The organism is Bradyrhizobium canariense (assembly GCF_900105125.1).
GTDB classification, from domain to species: domain Bacteria; phylum Pseudomonadota; class Alphaproteobacteria; order Rhizobiales; family Xanthobacteraceae; genus Bradyrhizobium; species Bradyrhizobium canariense_A.
The window spans coordinates 6,434,283-6,449,284 of the sequence record NZ_LT629750.1; the positions used below are offsets into that span (position 1 = coordinate 6,434,283).

The following is a 15,002-nucleotide window of genomic DNA, read 5'->3' on the forward strand; positions in this document are numbered from 1 at the left end:
ATTTTTAATGTTCGAGTGCCTAAGCGTAAGGCAAGCCCGCGGCCGCGCAAAGCGGTCGTCGTCAAGCTGCGATCTCTTGATTTGTGAACCAGTATCCGCGGTCAGGCGACGCGGGCGTTGCTGCGCTTGGCCGCCGGCTTGTCCTTGGGACGGGCCACGGCTTTTTCTTTTTCTTTTTTGATCCGGGGTACGATTTTGGCGCCTTCGGCCTTTTCCATCATGCCACCGATCACGCGTGCGGCATGTTCGAAATGCTGCTTGAGAACCTTGCACGCGGCGGTATCGCGCGCCAAAGCCAATTCCATGATCTGCTTGTGCTCTTCGCCGATGGTCGGATCGATATCGGTGTAAACGACGAAGCGGCGCCGATAACGCTCGAGCTGATCATAGAGGATGTCGCAGAAATGCAGCAGCCAGGGCGAGCCGCAGCCGGACTCGAGAGCCTGATGGAACGCGCGGTTGCGTCGCTCCCATTCATCGTGGAACGTGCCGGGCTCGCGATGCACCTGGTTCTCCAGTTTGTTCAGCTGGTAATAGGCGGTAACAACGGCGTTCTCCCAATCGTCGCCGCCGGTGCGGATCGATCGCTCCAGCGACAGCACCGAAAAATTGATGCGCAGGTCAGCGATGTCGAGCAACTCCTCACGTGTCGCAGGCGCGACGAAGAATCCGCGCTGCCCTTCGGCGACCGCGAGACCCTCCAGTGCAACGCGCGACAATGCTTCGCGCACCGGACTTAGCCCGATGTTGTAACGCTCGCGCAGGGCGTCAGGTTGGAGCTTGTCGTTCGGAGCGAATTCGCCGCGAATAATATCGTCATGAATGCGCTGATACGCCTCATCGGCGAGCGTCTTCGGCGCGTCGATCTGACGACGAGGTGCCGGTCCCCAAAGAAGTTTGCTCTTGCTCATGCTATCATCTGTTCTCGGCGCAGAAATTTGTGAAATCGGCGCAATATTATGCCGAATACTATAGCACCCCCCGATTCTTGTCGCCCTGATTTTGAGCTATTTCCATCAAATACAGTGAGTTATCCGGTATTTCGTCGACTCTGTGGCGCCGCCGACCAGACCGCGGCGATCCGGCGGCGCTCGAGAACGTCACCGAACAAAAACTGGACATTCTTCAGCGTTGCCTCATGAAGAGGCAACGTATGCGACGCCACGCAATCGCTTGCCACGACGGCGTAGAAACCGCGACAGACCGCATCCCGCAAACTGCTTTCGACGCAGACGTTGGTTTGCACTCCCGCAAAAACCAGGGTCCTTACATCCCGCGCTCTGAGCTGCTGCTCCACATCGGTGCCAGCGAAGGCGCTGTAGGAATGTTTTTCGATCACCGGTTCGCCGGAATCGGGCGCGACGCCATAGAAATCAATGCCCCAACTTCCGGTGCCGCAGCAGATATCCGAACTTTTCTCTCTCTGCTTTACGAGCATGCCTTCAGGCAGACGATCCGGATCGTAATTGGCTTTAATCCAGAACACCGGCACGCCATGCTCGCGTGCTGCGCCGACCAGCGCCATGATCTCGGACGCTACCGCCCGACAGGGCGTCGCATCCTTGCCGACCACGGTCTCGACATAGCCCTTTTCGGCGCAGAAGTCGTTCTGCATGTCGATCACCATCACAGCCGAATGTGCGGGGCTAAGCCGCTTATCGACCGTATCCAGAAGCGTCTTGGTCATCGCTGTTTTCCTTAAGTCCTATCGAGAAAGCCCTGTCGATCGATTTCGGATGGTCAAACGACGGCAGCCACTTTGGCCGCAATCGCCTCGGCGACGATCTCGGCGTGTTCCGCCATCATCCGCTCGCCGAGTTCGCGGCTCGACGCCGCGGGATCGCCGAGATAGCCCTGCGGCGTTTTGCGGAGTGCGTGCTCGCCGCCCTTGCGCCATTCGGTCAGATCCTCGATGCCAAAATCGGTCGACTTCAGCGTCGGCAGCAATTCGTCCTTCACGAGATCGGGATAAACCGCCCACATCGACGACGTCTCGAACTCGCCGGCATGCACGTCGAAGTATTTGCTGTTGCGTTCGACCTCGGTCATGGTCGGTAAGACGCGTGGGCTCGCCGGGTCGATGCCGATGCGCTTGAAGAACGACGGGGCGCCGACGAAATGGGCACTCAGGCCGGACTCATCGGCTCCGCGGCAGACGCCGTCGAAGATCGTGCGGTTATGCAGCGCATCGCCATGGCCGGAAACGCAGAACAGCGTCGAGAAGCTGTCTTTCTTGAGGCTTTTGATCAGATCGACCATCAGCTCGATCATGACCTCGGGCCGCACCATGAAACTGCCCGGAAACAGTCCGCTGACCTGGTTCACTCCCCAGTAGAAGGGCGGCATGATGACGCTGGCCACGCCTTTCGACGCGAGAATCTTGCGCACGCGGCGCAACAATTCGGAGGGCATGTAAACGTCGGTGCCAAGTGGAAGATGTGGACCGTGCTGCTCGATGACGCCAAGGCCCCACAACACCACGGCGCGATCGGCCGCTGCCTTGGCGAGGTCCGGGAACGTCATGTTCGCGATCGTGTCCTGGAAAATGGAATGGGCTTCGGTCGATCGTGGTTCGCTCATGATACTGTCCTCACACTCCCAAATAGGCCTCGCGAACGCGCGCATCGCTCGCGAGATCGGCACCCTGCAGCACGACCTCGCCGTTCTCCAGCACGTAGGCCCGATCGGCGAGGTGAAGCGCTTGATTGGCGTTCTGTTCGACCAGCAGGATCGTCATGTTGTCCCTGGTCTTCAACTCGTGAACGAAATCGAGGATCTTGGCCGTGATCAGCGGTGCAAGGCCGAGCGACGGCTCGTCGAGCATCAGAAGGCGCGGCCGCGACATCAGCGCGCGGGCGATCACCAGCATTTGCTGTTCGCCACCGGACAGCGTGCCGGCGCGTTGCTTGAGACGATCGCGCAGAATCGGAAAGCGATCGAGCAGATGCTCCATGTCCTTGGCAATCTCATCATGATCGCTGCGAGCGTAGCCGCCCAGGATCAGGTTTTCCTGCACCGTCATCTGCTTCAGGGTCGAGCGGCCTTCGAGCACGAGCGCCAGTCCGCGGCGCATCACTTCCGCAGCCGGCAAGTTGGCGATGGTCTTCCCGTTGAACGCGATCGTGCCGCGACTGGCCGGCAACAATCCGGCGATGGTCTTGAGCAGGGTACTCTTGCCCGCTCCGTTAGGACCGATCAGCGCGACGATCTCGCCCTCGCCGATATTGATCGAGACGCCCTTGACGGCGGCGATCTTGCCGTAGCTGACATGCAGATTGTCGACCTCAAGCATCATGCCGCCGCCTCGGTCCCAAGGTAGGCGGCCAGTACTTCAGGATCGCGCTTGACGGCTTCGGGCGGGCCTTCGGCGATCTTGCGGCCGTAGTTCATCACCGAAATCACATCGGAGATTGCCATCACCAGGCTCATGTGATGCTCGGTGATCAGGATCGTGATGCCGTCATCGAGCAGCGATTTGAACAGCCTGGCGGCTTCTTGCACCTCGACGGGGTTCATGCCGGCGACCGGCTCGTCCAGCAACAGCAGCTTCGGATCGACCGCGAGCGCGCGGGCGATCTCCAGACGCCGCTGATCGGCCAGTGCCAGTTCGGTCGCCAGCACGTTACGCCGAGCCGAGAGGCCGACCCGCTCCAACAGCTCTTCGGCGCGGCGCCGCGTGGCCGCCTCGGTCGGCGTCGCAAGGCCCGGCACGCGTGCGAGAGCGGTGAGAAAGCCGCCGCGGGTACGGCTGAAGCGTCCAACCTCGACGTTTTCGAGCGCGGTCATGGACGGGAAAAGACGCACGCCCTGGAAGGTTCGCACGACGCCACGGCGCGCGATGCTGTCCGGGCGCGAGCCCGAGACATCGACGCCATCGATTATGATCTGACCTTCGGTCGGAGGCAGCACGCCGGTCATCAAATTGAACAGGGTCGTCTTGCCGGCGCCGTTGGGGCCGATGAGGGCGTGGATCGTGCCTCTTCGAATCGTGAGATCGACATTGGATACAGCGGAGTAACCGCCGAAGCGCCGCGTCAGGTTGCGCGTCTGGAGCACAGGTGTATCGGTGCTGCTCATCGGCGCACTCCCAAGAGGCCCCAGGGGCGGACGATCATGATGAGCACCAGCAGCGCGCCGAACACCGTCATGCGCCATTCCTGTGCGTCGCCGATCCGCAATAGTTCGGGCAGGACCGTGACGACGATCGCGCCGACGGCCGCGCCGATGAAATTGCCCATTCCGCCCAACACCACCATCATGAAAATTTCCGCCGAGCGTGCGTACGAAAACTGGCTCGGATCGATGAACGTGGCATAGTGCGCGAACAGGCCGCCCCCGATTCCCGCGACGAAGGCGCCGAGACCGAAGATCGAGACCTTGATCCTCGTGAGATTGATGCCGATCACTTCGGCAGCGAGTTCGTCTTCGCGAACGGCCTCGATCGCGCGGCCGATGCGGGAGCCTCGAATTTGGAAACACAGAAACAGCGCCAGGAATGCAACGGCCCAGACAACCGGCAAAGTGGTGTAGGTTGGAATGCCGCCGAGGCCGGATGCCGCGCCGGTCGGCTCGAAGTTGAGAAAGAACACGCGAACGATTTCGCCAAATCCCATCGTCATGATGATGAGATAGACACCCTTGATCCGCAGCGTGGGGATGCCGACGATCAAGCCGACCATGCCGGCCATCAGCCCGCCGCACAAGAGAGCGATGCCGAACGGCCACGCCGCCACCGCAGTGAGGTAGCCGGACGTATAGGCGCCGATCGCCATGAAGCCGCCCTGACCGAGTGACAGCAGACCCGCAGAGACCGGAAGATACAGGCTCAGCGCCAGGACGACGTTGATGCCGGTGAAGATCAGGACCGACTCGATATACGGATCGAGCATCTTACCCCTCGACGTGGTCGGTGGTGCCGAAGATGCCGCGTGGGCGTAGCAGCAGCACGGCGATAATGACGAAGAATGCAAAAGCATCGCGGTAGGACGATGACAGGTACGCCACGCTCATCACCTCGACGATGCCGATCACGAGACCACCGAACATCGCGCCGTATACATTGCCAAGGCCGCCGAGCAGCATCGCCGCGAGGCCCTTGATGCCGATATCGACGCCCATATAGGGCGAAATCGAATTGAACGACATGCCCACCAGCACGCCGGCGACACCCGCCAGGGCGGAGGCGATGGCGAATGTGAGAATGATAATGCGATCGCTGCGGATGCCGAGCGTGTGCGAGATCATCGTGCTTTCGGCGGTGGCGCGCATCGCCATGCCAACGCGCGTCAAGGTGATGAACAGATGCAGCGCGAACATCAGGCCGAGCGAGACGAACAGAATGACAAGCTGAACGGATGTCAGCGTGACCGCGCCGAGATGCCAGACATAACTTTCCATCTGGACGGGAAAGCCGACCTGCTCGCCGCCGAACGCCCGTGTCGCGAGCTCTTGCAGAACGACGCCGACACCGATCGTGCTGATCATCGGCGCGAGGAAATGCCCCTTGCGTGCCTTGATCGGCTTGATCGCGAGGAGGTAGACCAGCACGCCGAGCACCGCTGACGCCGCTGCGGCGGCCGCGATCGCCGTTGTGACACCGCCACCGGCCAGCAGAACCACCTGTAATCCGACGAAAGCGCCGATCATGAAGACCTCGCCATGGGCGAGATGCACCAAGTGCAGCACACCGAACACCAGCGTGTAGCCGATGGCGACCAGCGAATAGGTGCTGCCCAGCATTACGCCATTCACAATCTGCTGGATCAACATCATCGTTGGAGGCCTCGGCGCTTCCGTGTTGGGTGGATTACATAATTTATACAATTATGATGATTGAATAATTCTCGTCAATGTATATAAAACGTCTTCAGACAGAGGAGGCTGTATGGCAGAGATCGTTTTTGCGGCCGGTGCGCCGCATGCGCCCGCTATCGTCGGCTTGTTCGACAAAGCGCCGGACGAATCGAAGAAGGTCGTCACCGACACCTACAGCGCAATCTCCAGGGAACTGAGAGATGCACGTCCTGACGTGCTGATCGTGTTCGCGAACGATCACCTCGCCAACAGCCGCATCACCTTCTATCCGGACTTTTTGATAGGCACCGCTCCGGAGCATAGTGGTCCGCATGAATGGTTTCAGGAGTGGATCGGCTGCCGCGATTACACCGCGAAGGGTAATCCCGATGTTGCCAAGGCGCTGTTCCAGGGCATGACCCGCCGCGGGGTTCGCATGTCGGTGCGGGACGAGAACCTCAAATTCGACGATAATATCTCCGTGCCGGTCACGATGACCAATCTCGACCAGACCGGCATCACACTCGTGCCGGTGCTGCAAAATTGCACGGTGCCGCCGTTCCCCAATGCCGAACGCTGCTTCGAGGTCGGACACGCCTTGCGCGACTTCATCGAAAGGGACCTGCCCGCGGACATGCGTGTGGCGCTGTTCGGCTCGGGCGGATTGAGCCACGAACCGGGTGGCGTGAAATACTACAAGATCGATGAGGAATTCGACCGCAAGTTTCTCGAACTTTGTGCCAAGGGCGACCACAGGGCGCTGCTCAAGGAGATTACGGTCGATCGCATGGAAGAAGCCGGAATCGGCGGCACTGCCGAAGTCCTGTCGTGGTTTCCCGTGATGGCAGCGATCGGCGAGCGGCCGGGACGTACGTTCGGATACACCGGCTGGCCGAGCTTCCGGTGCGGCATCGGCGGCGTGATCTGGGATCTCTAGGCAAAGCAGTGGGGAACGTCATGGCTTGGGAAAAATTCAATCCAAACCTCGCCGCGCATGACCTTGTTCAGGACATGAAGTGGAATCCGGAGATTCGAAAGCAATTCAAGACCAACGAGGCGGCGGTGCTCGACCGTTACAAAATGTCTCCGGAGGAGCGCAAGGCGATCGAGGAGCGCGATTTCCGCAAGCTTTACGATCTCGGCATGCACCCCTATCTCGGCGGCCAGTTGTCGCGCTTCATCTGGGGTAACGACGCCGGCAAGGGCGCAGTCGAGGCTTCCAACAAATTGGTTGCCTCGTTGCAGGGCCACGACCGCGATATTCCGAAGAACTAAGGCCAGCGATTTCGATGGCTTTGTCGCCTCCGCGCGCCGACGTGCGGTGCTTGCGAAGATAGTGACTTCAGTACAAAGGGTCCGGGTCGATCCGGATGATTTCCGCCATGTCAGCACATCGAATTGACGTCCACCATCATATCCTGCCGCCGGGCTATGTTCGGGCGGTGGGCGATGATCGGATCGGACCTCTGATCGTCGCTGGCAAGACGCCGGAATGGACTCCGCAACATTCGATCGAGGCGATGGATCGCAATGGCATCGAGAAGGCGATCACCTCGATCTCCGCGCCGGGCCTGTGGTTCGGTGATATCGATGCCACCCGACACCTGACGCGCGAGTGCAACGACTACGCGGCCAGGATTCGGCTTGATCACCCGGGCCGGTTTGGAGTGTTTGCGAGTCTGCCGCTGCCGGACGTCGAAGGCAGTTTGCGCGAGATCGCCTATGCGCTCGACGAACTGAAAGCCGATGGCATTGGTATGCTTACCAACTATGACGGCAAGTACCCTGGCGACCCGGAATTCGCGCCGGTGCTCGACGAGCTCAATCGGCGCGGCGCTGTGGTCTACTTCCATCCGACTGAAGCGCCATGCTGCCACATGCATGGGATCGGCGTGCCGGCTGCGACGCTCGAATTTCCCTTCGACACCACCAAGGCGGTGACGAACCTGCTGTTCAGCGGCACATTCGCGCGCTGCCGCGACATCCGCTTCATCTTTTCGCATGCAGGAGGCACGGTGCCGTTTCTGGCTGAGCGCATCGCGCGGCTCGAGGTTCGCCCCGAATTCCGCGCCAGCGTGCCGGATGGCGTGATGTTCGAATTGAAGCGTTTGTTCTTCGATACCGCGCTGTCGGCCAACCAGCTCGCGTTCAGCGCGCTGCTCAAGCTGGTCGCGCCCGAGCAAGTGTTGTTCGGCAGCGATTACCCGTTTGCCCCTGAATCCACGATGGTTGCGACCGTCAAGGGATTGTCCGAACTAGGGCTGCCTGCAGATGTGCTTCTCGCGATCGAGCGCACCAACGCGCAGCGGTTGCTTAAAGGCTGACGCTTATCGGCAGTTGGAACCGAAGCTCGTGATTGGCCAAAGCGGAGCGTTACCACAGTATCGGATTGGGTTTGCTGGACCCGGCGTGGACGAGGGTCACGCTGAGCCTGGCGCGTTGTGGGCGTCACCGCACGCAGCCATCTGTGCCGCTTCAACAGGTCCAACACCCGGCCGCATCAGCGGCAAACTGCTTGACGACATCATAGCCAAAACAAAGGCCGCCGCCGGATTTTCCGTTCTCGACGTGCCCGCGCAAACCACGGCGGGTCTTGTCCACCAGGTCCTCGAGGAACAGAGCAGTCATTGTCCCTTTGAGGCCAACGTGTAGATGCGTCACGTCGCCCTCTGAAAGGGTCACAATCCTCACGCCGGCGAACGCGATCCGCTTAAACATTCCGGCGATATCTTCCTGGTCCCGACTAAGGCGATCCATTGCCTCAGCGAGTACGACCGTGAACCGGCCACGACACGTCGATAGCCATACCTACGAATCCCTTCTTTGCGCTGATGGGTTATCTTGAGACTCTCAGCGTTGATGTCGCGCGGACGTTCACACTATGCTCGAGCTTTTCGCTTCGATTGGGAAGGGCCCTTCCGGTTAGGCGCGGCGTTTTTGGTGGCGGGCGGCACTACTTGCTTGGATGGCCGTTGCTGAGTCGGAGCTTCCTTGCGTTCACCTAGAAGCATCAACGGCCCGTCTCCCGCGTTGAGCCCGACCAGAAAATCCATTCCGGCTCGCATCACATGCTCGGCCGCCAGCGTAGCGGATGTTCGTTCATCGCCGTCGATGATCGCGCGCAAAATGGCGGCGTGCTCCTCCCAAGTTCGGGCTTGCCTGCTCGGATCCATAGGCGCGAAAAGCATCGCGGTCCGTTCTCTAAATTTCTGGAGCAGATCCCCGAGCACAGTATTCTGTCCGGCCGCAGCGAGTTCGCTATGAAACTTTTGGTTGAGGTCGAATAATTGATCGAATCGCTTGCTTGCGACCGCCGCCGTGCCTTTATTCAAAATCGCCTCAATGCGCTTGATGATTTGCTTGTCACCACGGCGCGCCGCCAGTCTCGCGTTCTGTCCCTCTAGCAACGCGCGGACTTCGATTGTTTCTCGAGCTTCCTGCTCCGTCATGGTCGCAACCGTTGCACCGCGACGAGCCGTGACGTTGACCAAGCCTTCGGATGCGAGCGCACGAATGGCTTCTCGTACCGGATTGCGAGAAACCCCCAATTCATCCGCTAGTCGCTCTTCAACCAAACGCTCGCCCGGCCTCAATCGCCCCGATAGAATTGCTTGGCGCAGCTCCGCGACGACACGATCGTGGAGTGAAAATTGGTCCTGGCCAAGTCGCCGCATTAGCGATCCGGGCATAAGAGTCATGTCGTCAATCCTTCCCCAAAAATGCTATCGGGCTCTGAGGGGACGTGCCCAAGCGCCGACCCTTACCGCGGCTTGCTTCGCGTTGCATAGTGAGGCCGGAAGCATGCCATGACCGTACCTTGAACCAGTTTGAATGTCATCTCGTTGCACGATCGCTGGTCGATTGCCACAAAATCGCCGAGCAAGAATTTGTCGGCTCAACCGCCGCAGATTGCCAGTTTCGCGCGGACAGCAAAGTCAAGACGGTGTCATAAGGCTCTTTGGAGTTAGTGTTCAAGGGGGGCTTGCTCCCCCAAGGATAAACTTGATCAACTTTCGTCTAGCCCGCTGCCCCTGGGGCACGAGACAACAGCGGGAATCTCCGTTCGCTGCGCCGGCGCGCGGCGCTCGGCCAACGGCACCCAAGAAACGCTCACGTCGCCATTGAGGAACGTCTGACAAGCCATACGATAACCCGCTTTGAACTCATCGTCGGTCAAATGCTTGCGCTCCTTTGGCTTGATAGCATCTGTGTGTTCAAGGCCCTGTTCGACCCGACATTTGCATGTGCCGCACAACCCGCCGCCGCATTTGAACGGAATGCCGCCTTGCTCGCGCAACGATACCCGGAGCAGGTTGCTGTTCGCAGGCGCGTTCGCCACTTTGCCCTTGTTGGTAAGGAAGGTGACCTGAATCATGTCGTATCCAGTCACACCGTCAGCTTGTCGGAAGCGTCGTTTTGCGCAGCTCGGTGTCCATGTGGCCGAACGTCGTTAGATGCCTCAATTCTTCGAGGGCTTGTTGAGTCGTCTCGAATTTCTCAAGAAACTTTGAAGGCACGTCGTTGACGATCGCGGTATCGTCCTCGATCACCCGGATCCGGGTGCTATCTTCGAGCAGCTCCGCGATCACGAAATGCGCCTTGGTCTGGCCGTAAAACAGATAATCGTAGGCCTCTAACGGCTTCAGGCCTTGAACCACCTTGGTCCTGAATTGTCCGGGCTTGCTTGTCAGAATGACATACATGAGATTTCCTTGTGTTGTTGGCTGCATCTGCTCGGCAGCGCTTGTCACGGTACAACCGGCGCCAAAGGCTCGAGCGGAGTCTTGTCTTGTGCCAGTTCGATGTCGTGGTTGATCCAGAGCTGGCAGATCAGTCGGTAGCCCTCTTCCAGCCGAGGACCGAGCCGCTGTTTCTCCTTCCAGTTCGGAGCGGGCAGTTGCTCGGCGCCCTTAAGCACGCGGCAGGCACATTTCGCGCATTTTCCCATTCCGCATCCGTAACGCAGATGCGGATAAGGGAACTGCTTGATGCCCGCCCTGACGACAAGATTGCTGTTCGAGGCGACCTCGCCCTGGTGGGCGTGGCCGTCACGATGAAGAATGACCTTGGGCACTTGCTCAGGCCTGCAGCAGTTTTCGCTCGCCCTGTGGCACCTTGTGTTCGACATTCTCGATCTCGTTGATCGGCACGTCCTTGGCAACATAGTCCCAATACAGAGCAGTCGTGTACAGCAGGCGCATCTGCGCGCCGACCTCGCAGATCTTCAGGCAGCGCTGTTGCAACTCGACCGTGTTGGCATGCTCAAGAACGATTTGATAGCCGCGCTCGCCGTGGATCTCATCGGACACGATATGGAGATCGAAGAATTCGACTTCCTCATCTGTGAATTTGTACTTCTCGCGCAGCGTCGGCGTCTGCTTGCGGTAGATCGAGGGCACCTGCGACTCCAAGCCGACGACCAGACCGGCCACCGCAACGATCGGATCCTCGCGCATCGCGACCGAATAGCACCAGCTCTGCAAACCCCGGGTGGTGGGTGTCATATTGTCCGGATCGATGACCCGAGCCCGCGTCGTGCCGCACGCTTCCGCGAAACGGATGAGCAGATCCGTGTGGCGATCCCCGCCGATCTCTTCCTCGTACATGTTGGCCAGCAGGAAGTCCTTGGCCTCAGTATATCCTTCCGGCATCCGGGCATAGATGTAGGCGAGATAGTCCGCGAACGGACCGACATAGTGATAGTGGTTCTCGGCCCATTTGCCGAGATGTGCGCGGCTGAGCTTGCCGCTGGCCCAGGCGATGCTGAATGGAGCTTTGTTGGCACTCTTGCCTTTGATTGCGTTCTCGAGGGCCGATCGGAATTCTACATGGTTCATGAGTTCGGGCATTCATGGGCTCCTTTTCCGGTGTTTCCAGTCGTGCAATTTTGTATACGAAAAGGTGTTATTGTCAATTCATTAGGCTGGAAGGAATCGGCAAATAGGGCATAAATGTCGCGTTTTTGGTCATTTTGCGATTTATTTGACGTTGTAGATCAGAATACTGTATACAAGAAAATGAGATGAGCCGACCGCTCGACGCTCAAGTATCAACAAGGGGGGAGTATGCTCCAGCAGGCCACTATCAGTGCGGCTCATTGGACTTATCTTGCAGGGGTCGCGGCGGTCGTGCTCACCATGGTCTTTCGCGCGAACGTGGTTGTCCCATCCATAATCGCCACGTTTGCCGTTGCTTTGGCGTGGACCGGGAGTCCGGTAACTGCCCTCGCAAGCATCTTCAATGCGAGTTTCGTCGCCGCCAAGGAGCTGTTCAACATCTTCCTGGTGATCGCCCTGATCACCTCGCTGCTGAACGCGCTGAAGTCGCTGCGCTCCGACGTGCTGATGGTGCAGCCGTTCCGCGCGGTGATGACCAACGGCCACTCCGCGTTCTTCATCCTCGCCGCCGTGACTTACGTCATTTCGTTGTTCTTCTGGCCGACGCCTGCGGTTCCGCTGGTGTCCGCGGTGCTGCTGCCCGCGGCGATCGTCGCCGGGCTGCCGCCGCTCGCCGGCGCCATGGCGATCGCGATCGCCGGGCAGGGCATGGCGCTGTCGTCCGATTACGTGATCGGCGTAGCACCAGGCATCAGCGCCAAGGCTGCCGGCGCGGCGATCAGCGCCGCGGCGGTGGCCGACCGCGCGCTGTCGCTATCGCTGATCACCGGCGGCATCGCATTGCTGTTGGCCTATTTCTCGATCCGCAAGCTGATCCAGCCGGGCAGCGAGGCGTTGCTCGAGCGGTGGCAGCGCCAGTCGGTCAACGGCGAACTTGAGCGGCTGGAAGCCGTCGGCACGTTCGACAAGGCCGAGATGGCCCGCGGCACCAGCACCAGCTACGAAGAACCGCTCACCATTGATGCCGAGATCCGGCACGAGCGGCCGCACGTCGCGACGCGCCACGAGGCCTGGTCGAAACTATTCGCGATTCTCGCGCCACTCGGCTTCGCCGCCGTGATCGCGGTGATGGTGCTGCCGAAACTCGGCGTCGACATTGGCTCGGCCGAACTCAAGGGCGGCGCCGCCGCCGCTTTGGTCGGCGGCATGGGCGCGGCGCTGATGATCCTGGCGACGCTCGCCGCCGAGGGCGCGCGCCGCAGTCTCGACGTCTGCGCCGACCATATCACTGACGGCTTCGTGTTCGCGTTCAAGGCGATGGGCTCGGTGCTGCCGATCGCCGGCTTCTTCTTCCTGGGCGCGGGCGGCGACCTCGCCGCCGGCGTCCTCAATGTCCCGGTCGGCGACGCGCCGCCGCTGCTGTTCAACCTGATCCAGAGCGCGGAGCCGTGGATTCCGCACAGCCACATCCTGGTGGCGTTCGGCGTCCTGCTGGTCGGCATGATCACCGGCGTCGACGGCTCCGGTTTCGCTGGCCTGCCGCTGACCGGCTCGCTGGCCGGCGCGCTCGGACCGACCGTCGGGCTCGATGTCACCACGTTGTGCGCCGTCGGACAGATGGGCGCGGTGTGGACCGGCGGCGGGACGTTGATCGCGTGGTCGTCGTTGATTGCCGTGGCCGGGTTCGCGCGGGTGTCCGTGCTCGACACAGTTCGGGCGCTGCTGCTGCCCGTGCTGGCCGGGCTCGCCGTCTCCACAATCTGTGCCGTGTTGTTCTGGAGCTAGACCACGATCCGGAAAAGTGGAAACCGGTTTTTCGAACGGACCATGCTTAGAAAAGAAGATGAGATGAGGAAAAATCGTCATGACTGAAACCGCAACCTCCCTCGGGCGCGCCTACGCGGCGCGTACCGGAAGCATTGAAGACTTCAGGAATTACATCGACGGACAATGGTCGGCGGGCGAAACCGGCGAAACCATCGACAATATCAGTCCGGCGGATACCCGCGACATTGTCGGCCGGTTTCCGGCCTCCTCGGCGAAGGATGCGGATGCGGCGGTCCGCGCGGCCGCAGCAGCCTTCGCAAGCTGGAAAAAGACTTCCGTGTCCGCCCGGGCGAAGATTCTGAACGCCGCAGCCGACTATCTGGACGCCAATGTCGATCGCTTCGCCGCGGAATTGACGCGGGAGATGGGCAAGGCGCTCAATCTGAGCAAGGACGAGATCCTGCGCTCGGCACAGACCCTGCGGTTCTATGCGGTCGAAGGCCAGTCGTTCACGGGCGAGACCTTTCCCAACGACGATCCCGACATGATCGTCTACAGCCAGCGCGAACCGCTCGGCGTGGTGTCGGTGATCACGCCGTGGAATTTTCCGGTGTCGATCCCGGCGCGCAAGATTGCGCCGGCGCTGATCGCCGGCAACACCGTGGTGTTCAAGCCGTCGTCGGATGCGCCGATGAGCGGCTATCGCCTCACGGAGGCCTTCGTCGCCGCCGGGATTCCCAAGGGCGTGCTCAATTTCATCACCGGAGGCGCCGCCGATGTCGGCCCGGCCATCACGGTGCCGTCGGTGGTCCGCGCGATCTCGTTCACCGGCTCGACCACGGCCGGTGAGCAGATCCATCGCTCGGTCGGCTTCACCACCCGCACCCAGATGGAGCTTGGCGGCAAGAACCCGCTGATCGTGATGGAGGATGCCGATCTCGACAAGGCCGTCGATCTAACCATCAAGGGCGGCCTGTCGCTCAGCGGCCAGGCCTGCACGGGCACCAGCCGCGTGCTGGTGATGAAGCAGGTGAAGGCGGCATTCACCGAGAAGCTCGTCGCTCGGGTGAAGGCGCTGAAGGTCGGCGACGGCATGGTCGCGGGTTACGATATCGGACCGCTGGCGACCGCGCGGCAACTGGACACGGTGCTGCGCTACATCGCGATCGGAAAGAGTGAGGCGACGCTGTTGTGCGGCGGCGAGCGCCTGAGCGGTCCGGCCTATGATCACGGTTATTACGTGTCGCCGGCGATTTTCACCGATGTCACCCAGGACATGCGGATCGCCCGCGAGGAAATCTTCGGGCCGGTGATCGCCCTTATCGAGGTAACGAGCTATGCGGATGCCATCGCCAAGGCGAACGACACCGAGTACGGGCTGTCCTCCGCGATCGCGACCCGCAATCCACGCTACATCCACGACTTCGCGAGCGACATCGAATCCGGAACGGTCAAGATCAATCGCACCACCACCGGCAACCTAATCAACGCGCCGTTCGGCGGCCTGAAGCGCTCCAGCACCTCGACCTTCCGCGAGTCCGGCCGCGCCGCGCTGGAATTCTATACCCAGATCAAGACGGTCTATCGCGGCTGCTGACCCGCGAC

Annotated in this window: 17 protein-coding genes and 1 pseudogene; 5 read left to right on the forward strand and 13 right to left on the reverse strand. The window is 60.6% G+C overall.

Annotated features, from left to right (window positions below; genetic code table 11):
* Window positions 1–101: 101 nt before the first annotated feature.
* From BLV09_RS30415 to BLV09_RS30445, 7 genes are all read right to left on the reverse strand, one after another.
* The gene (locus BLV09_RS30415) at window positions 102–911 is read right to left on the reverse strand and encodes a GntR family transcriptional regulator (protein ID WP_146690024.1); all 810 of its coding nucleotides are present in this window, start codon (window positions 909–911) and stop codon (window positions 102–104) included.
* Between the two features lie 119 nt (window positions 912–1,030).
* Window positions 1,031–1,687, reverse strand: a complete 657-nt coding sequence (locus tag BLV09_RS30420; RefSeq protein WP_146690025.1) for a cysteine hydrolase family protein — start codon at window positions 1,685–1,687, stop codon at window positions 1,031–1,033.
* Window positions 1,688–1,740: 53 nt separating this feature from the next.
* Entirely contained in the window at window positions 1,741–2,580 is an 840-nt protein-coding gene (locus BLV09_RS30425; RefSeq protein WP_167558927.1) for a creatininase family protein, read from the reverse strand.
* A gap of 10 nt (window positions 2,581–2,590) precedes the next feature.
* The gene (locus tag BLV09_RS30430) at window positions 2,591–3,295 is read right to left on the reverse strand and encodes an ABC transporter ATP-binding protein (RefSeq protein ID WP_433994366.1); all 705 of its coding nucleotides are present in this window, start codon (window positions 3,293–3,295) and stop codon (window positions 2,591–2,593) included.
* The gene (locus tag BLV09_RS30435) at window positions 3,292–4,077 is read right to left on the reverse strand and encodes an ABC transporter ATP-binding protein (RefSeq protein WP_146690027.1); all 786 of its coding nucleotides are present in this window, start codon (window positions 4,075–4,077) and stop codon (window positions 3,292–3,294) included. Before BLV09_RS30435 ends, BLV09_RS30430 begins: the two co-directional genes overlap by 4 nt.
* Complete coding sequence (locus BLV09_RS30440; protein ID WP_167558928.1) at window positions 4,074–4,889, reverse strand: branched-chain amino acid ABC transporter permease; 816 nt, start codon at window positions 4,887–4,889, stop codon at window positions 4,074–4,076. The genes BLV09_RS30435 and BLV09_RS30440 overlap by 4 nt, the downstream gene beginning before the upstream one ends.
* A gap of 1 nt (window position 4,890) precedes the next feature.
* The gene (locus BLV09_RS30445; protein WP_197684994.1) at window positions 4,891–5,772 is read right to left on the reverse strand and encodes a branched-chain amino acid ABC transporter permease; all 882 of its coding nucleotides are present in this window, start codon (window positions 5,770–5,772) and stop codon (window positions 4,891–4,893) included.
* A 112-nt stretch (window positions 5,773–5,884) separates the two neighbouring features.
* Between BLV09_RS30445 and BLV09_RS30450 the strand changes: the two genes are divergently transcribed.
* From BLV09_RS30450 to BLV09_RS30460, 3 genes are all read left to right on the forward strand, one after another.
* The gene (locus BLV09_RS30450; RefSeq protein WP_100385940.1) at window positions 5,885–6,730 is read left to right on the forward strand and encodes a hypothetical protein; all 846 of its coding nucleotides are present in this window, start codon (window positions 5,885–5,887) and stop codon (window positions 6,728–6,730) included.
* Between the two features lie 20 nt (window positions 6,731–6,750).
* A complete protein-coding gene (locus tag BLV09_RS30455; protein ID WP_100385941.1) occupies window positions 6,751–7,068 on the forward strand; it encodes an extradiol ring-cleavage dioxygenase in 318 nt (105 codons plus the stop codon).
* 107 nt (window positions 7,069–7,175) lie between these two features.
* A complete protein-coding gene (locus BLV09_RS30460; protein ID WP_167558929.1) occupies window positions 7,176–8,117 on the forward strand; it encodes an amidohydrolase family protein in 942 nt (313 codons plus the stop codon).
* Window positions 8,118–8,292: 175 nt separating this feature from the next.
* Here BLV09_RS30460 and BLV09_RS30465 read toward each other — a convergent pair.
* The 6 genes and pseudogenes from BLV09_RS30465 to BLV09_RS30490 form a co-directional block, all read right to left on the reverse strand.
* Window positions 8,293–8,580 (reverse strand): annotated as a pseudogene (locus BLV09_RS30465) (recombinase family protein); the annotation flags it as partial.
* A gap of 92 nt (window positions 8,581–8,672) precedes the next feature.
* Window positions 8,673–9,491, reverse strand: a complete 819-nt coding sequence (locus BLV09_RS30470) for a GntR family transcriptional regulator (RefSeq protein WP_146690030.1) — start codon at window positions 9,489–9,491, stop codon at window positions 8,673–8,675.
* Between the two features lie 308 nt (window positions 9,492–9,799).
* Window positions 9,800–10,168 (reverse strand): 2Fe-2S iron-sulfur cluster-binding protein, encoded by a 369-nt coding sequence (locus BLV09_RS30475; protein ID WP_100385944.1) that lies wholly within the window; start codon window positions 10,166–10,168, stop codon window positions 9,800–9,802.
* A gap of 19 nt (window positions 10,169–10,187) precedes the next feature.
* Complete coding sequence (locus tag BLV09_RS30480) at window positions 10,188–10,496, reverse strand: ferredoxin (protein WP_146690031.1); 309 nt, start codon at window positions 10,494–10,496, stop codon at window positions 10,188–10,190.
* Between the two features lie 44 nt (window positions 10,497–10,540).
* Complete coding sequence (locus BLV09_RS30485) at window positions 10,541–10,867, reverse strand: 2Fe-2S iron-sulfur cluster-binding protein (protein WP_100385946.1); 327 nt, start codon at window positions 10,865–10,867, stop codon at window positions 10,541–10,543.
* A 4-nt stretch (window positions 10,868–10,871) separates the two neighbouring features.
* Window positions 10,872–11,642: a TenA family transcriptional regulator gene (locus BLV09_RS30490; RefSeq protein WP_100385947.1), complete on the reverse strand. Its 771-nt coding sequence runs from the start codon at window positions 11,640–11,642 to the stop codon at window positions 10,872–10,874.
* Between the two features lie 435 nt (window positions 11,643–12,077).
* Between BLV09_RS30490 and BLV09_RS30495 the strand changes: the two genes are divergently transcribed.
* On the forward strand, window positions 12,078–13,415 hold the full coding sequence (locus BLV09_RS30495; RefSeq protein WP_197684996.1) for a hypothetical protein: 1,338 nt from the start codon (window positions 12,078–12,080) through the stop codon (window positions 13,413–13,415).
* A 79-nt stretch (window positions 13,416–13,494) separates the two neighbouring features.
* Window positions 13,495–14,994 carry an aldehyde dehydrogenase family protein gene (locus BLV09_RS30500; RefSeq protein WP_146690033.1) on the forward strand — a complete coding sequence of 500 codons (1,500 nt, stop codon included), beginning with the start codon at window positions 13,495–13,497 and terminating at the stop codon, window positions 14,992–14,994.
* The last annotated feature ends 8 nt before the right edge of the window (window positions 14,995–15,002 follow it).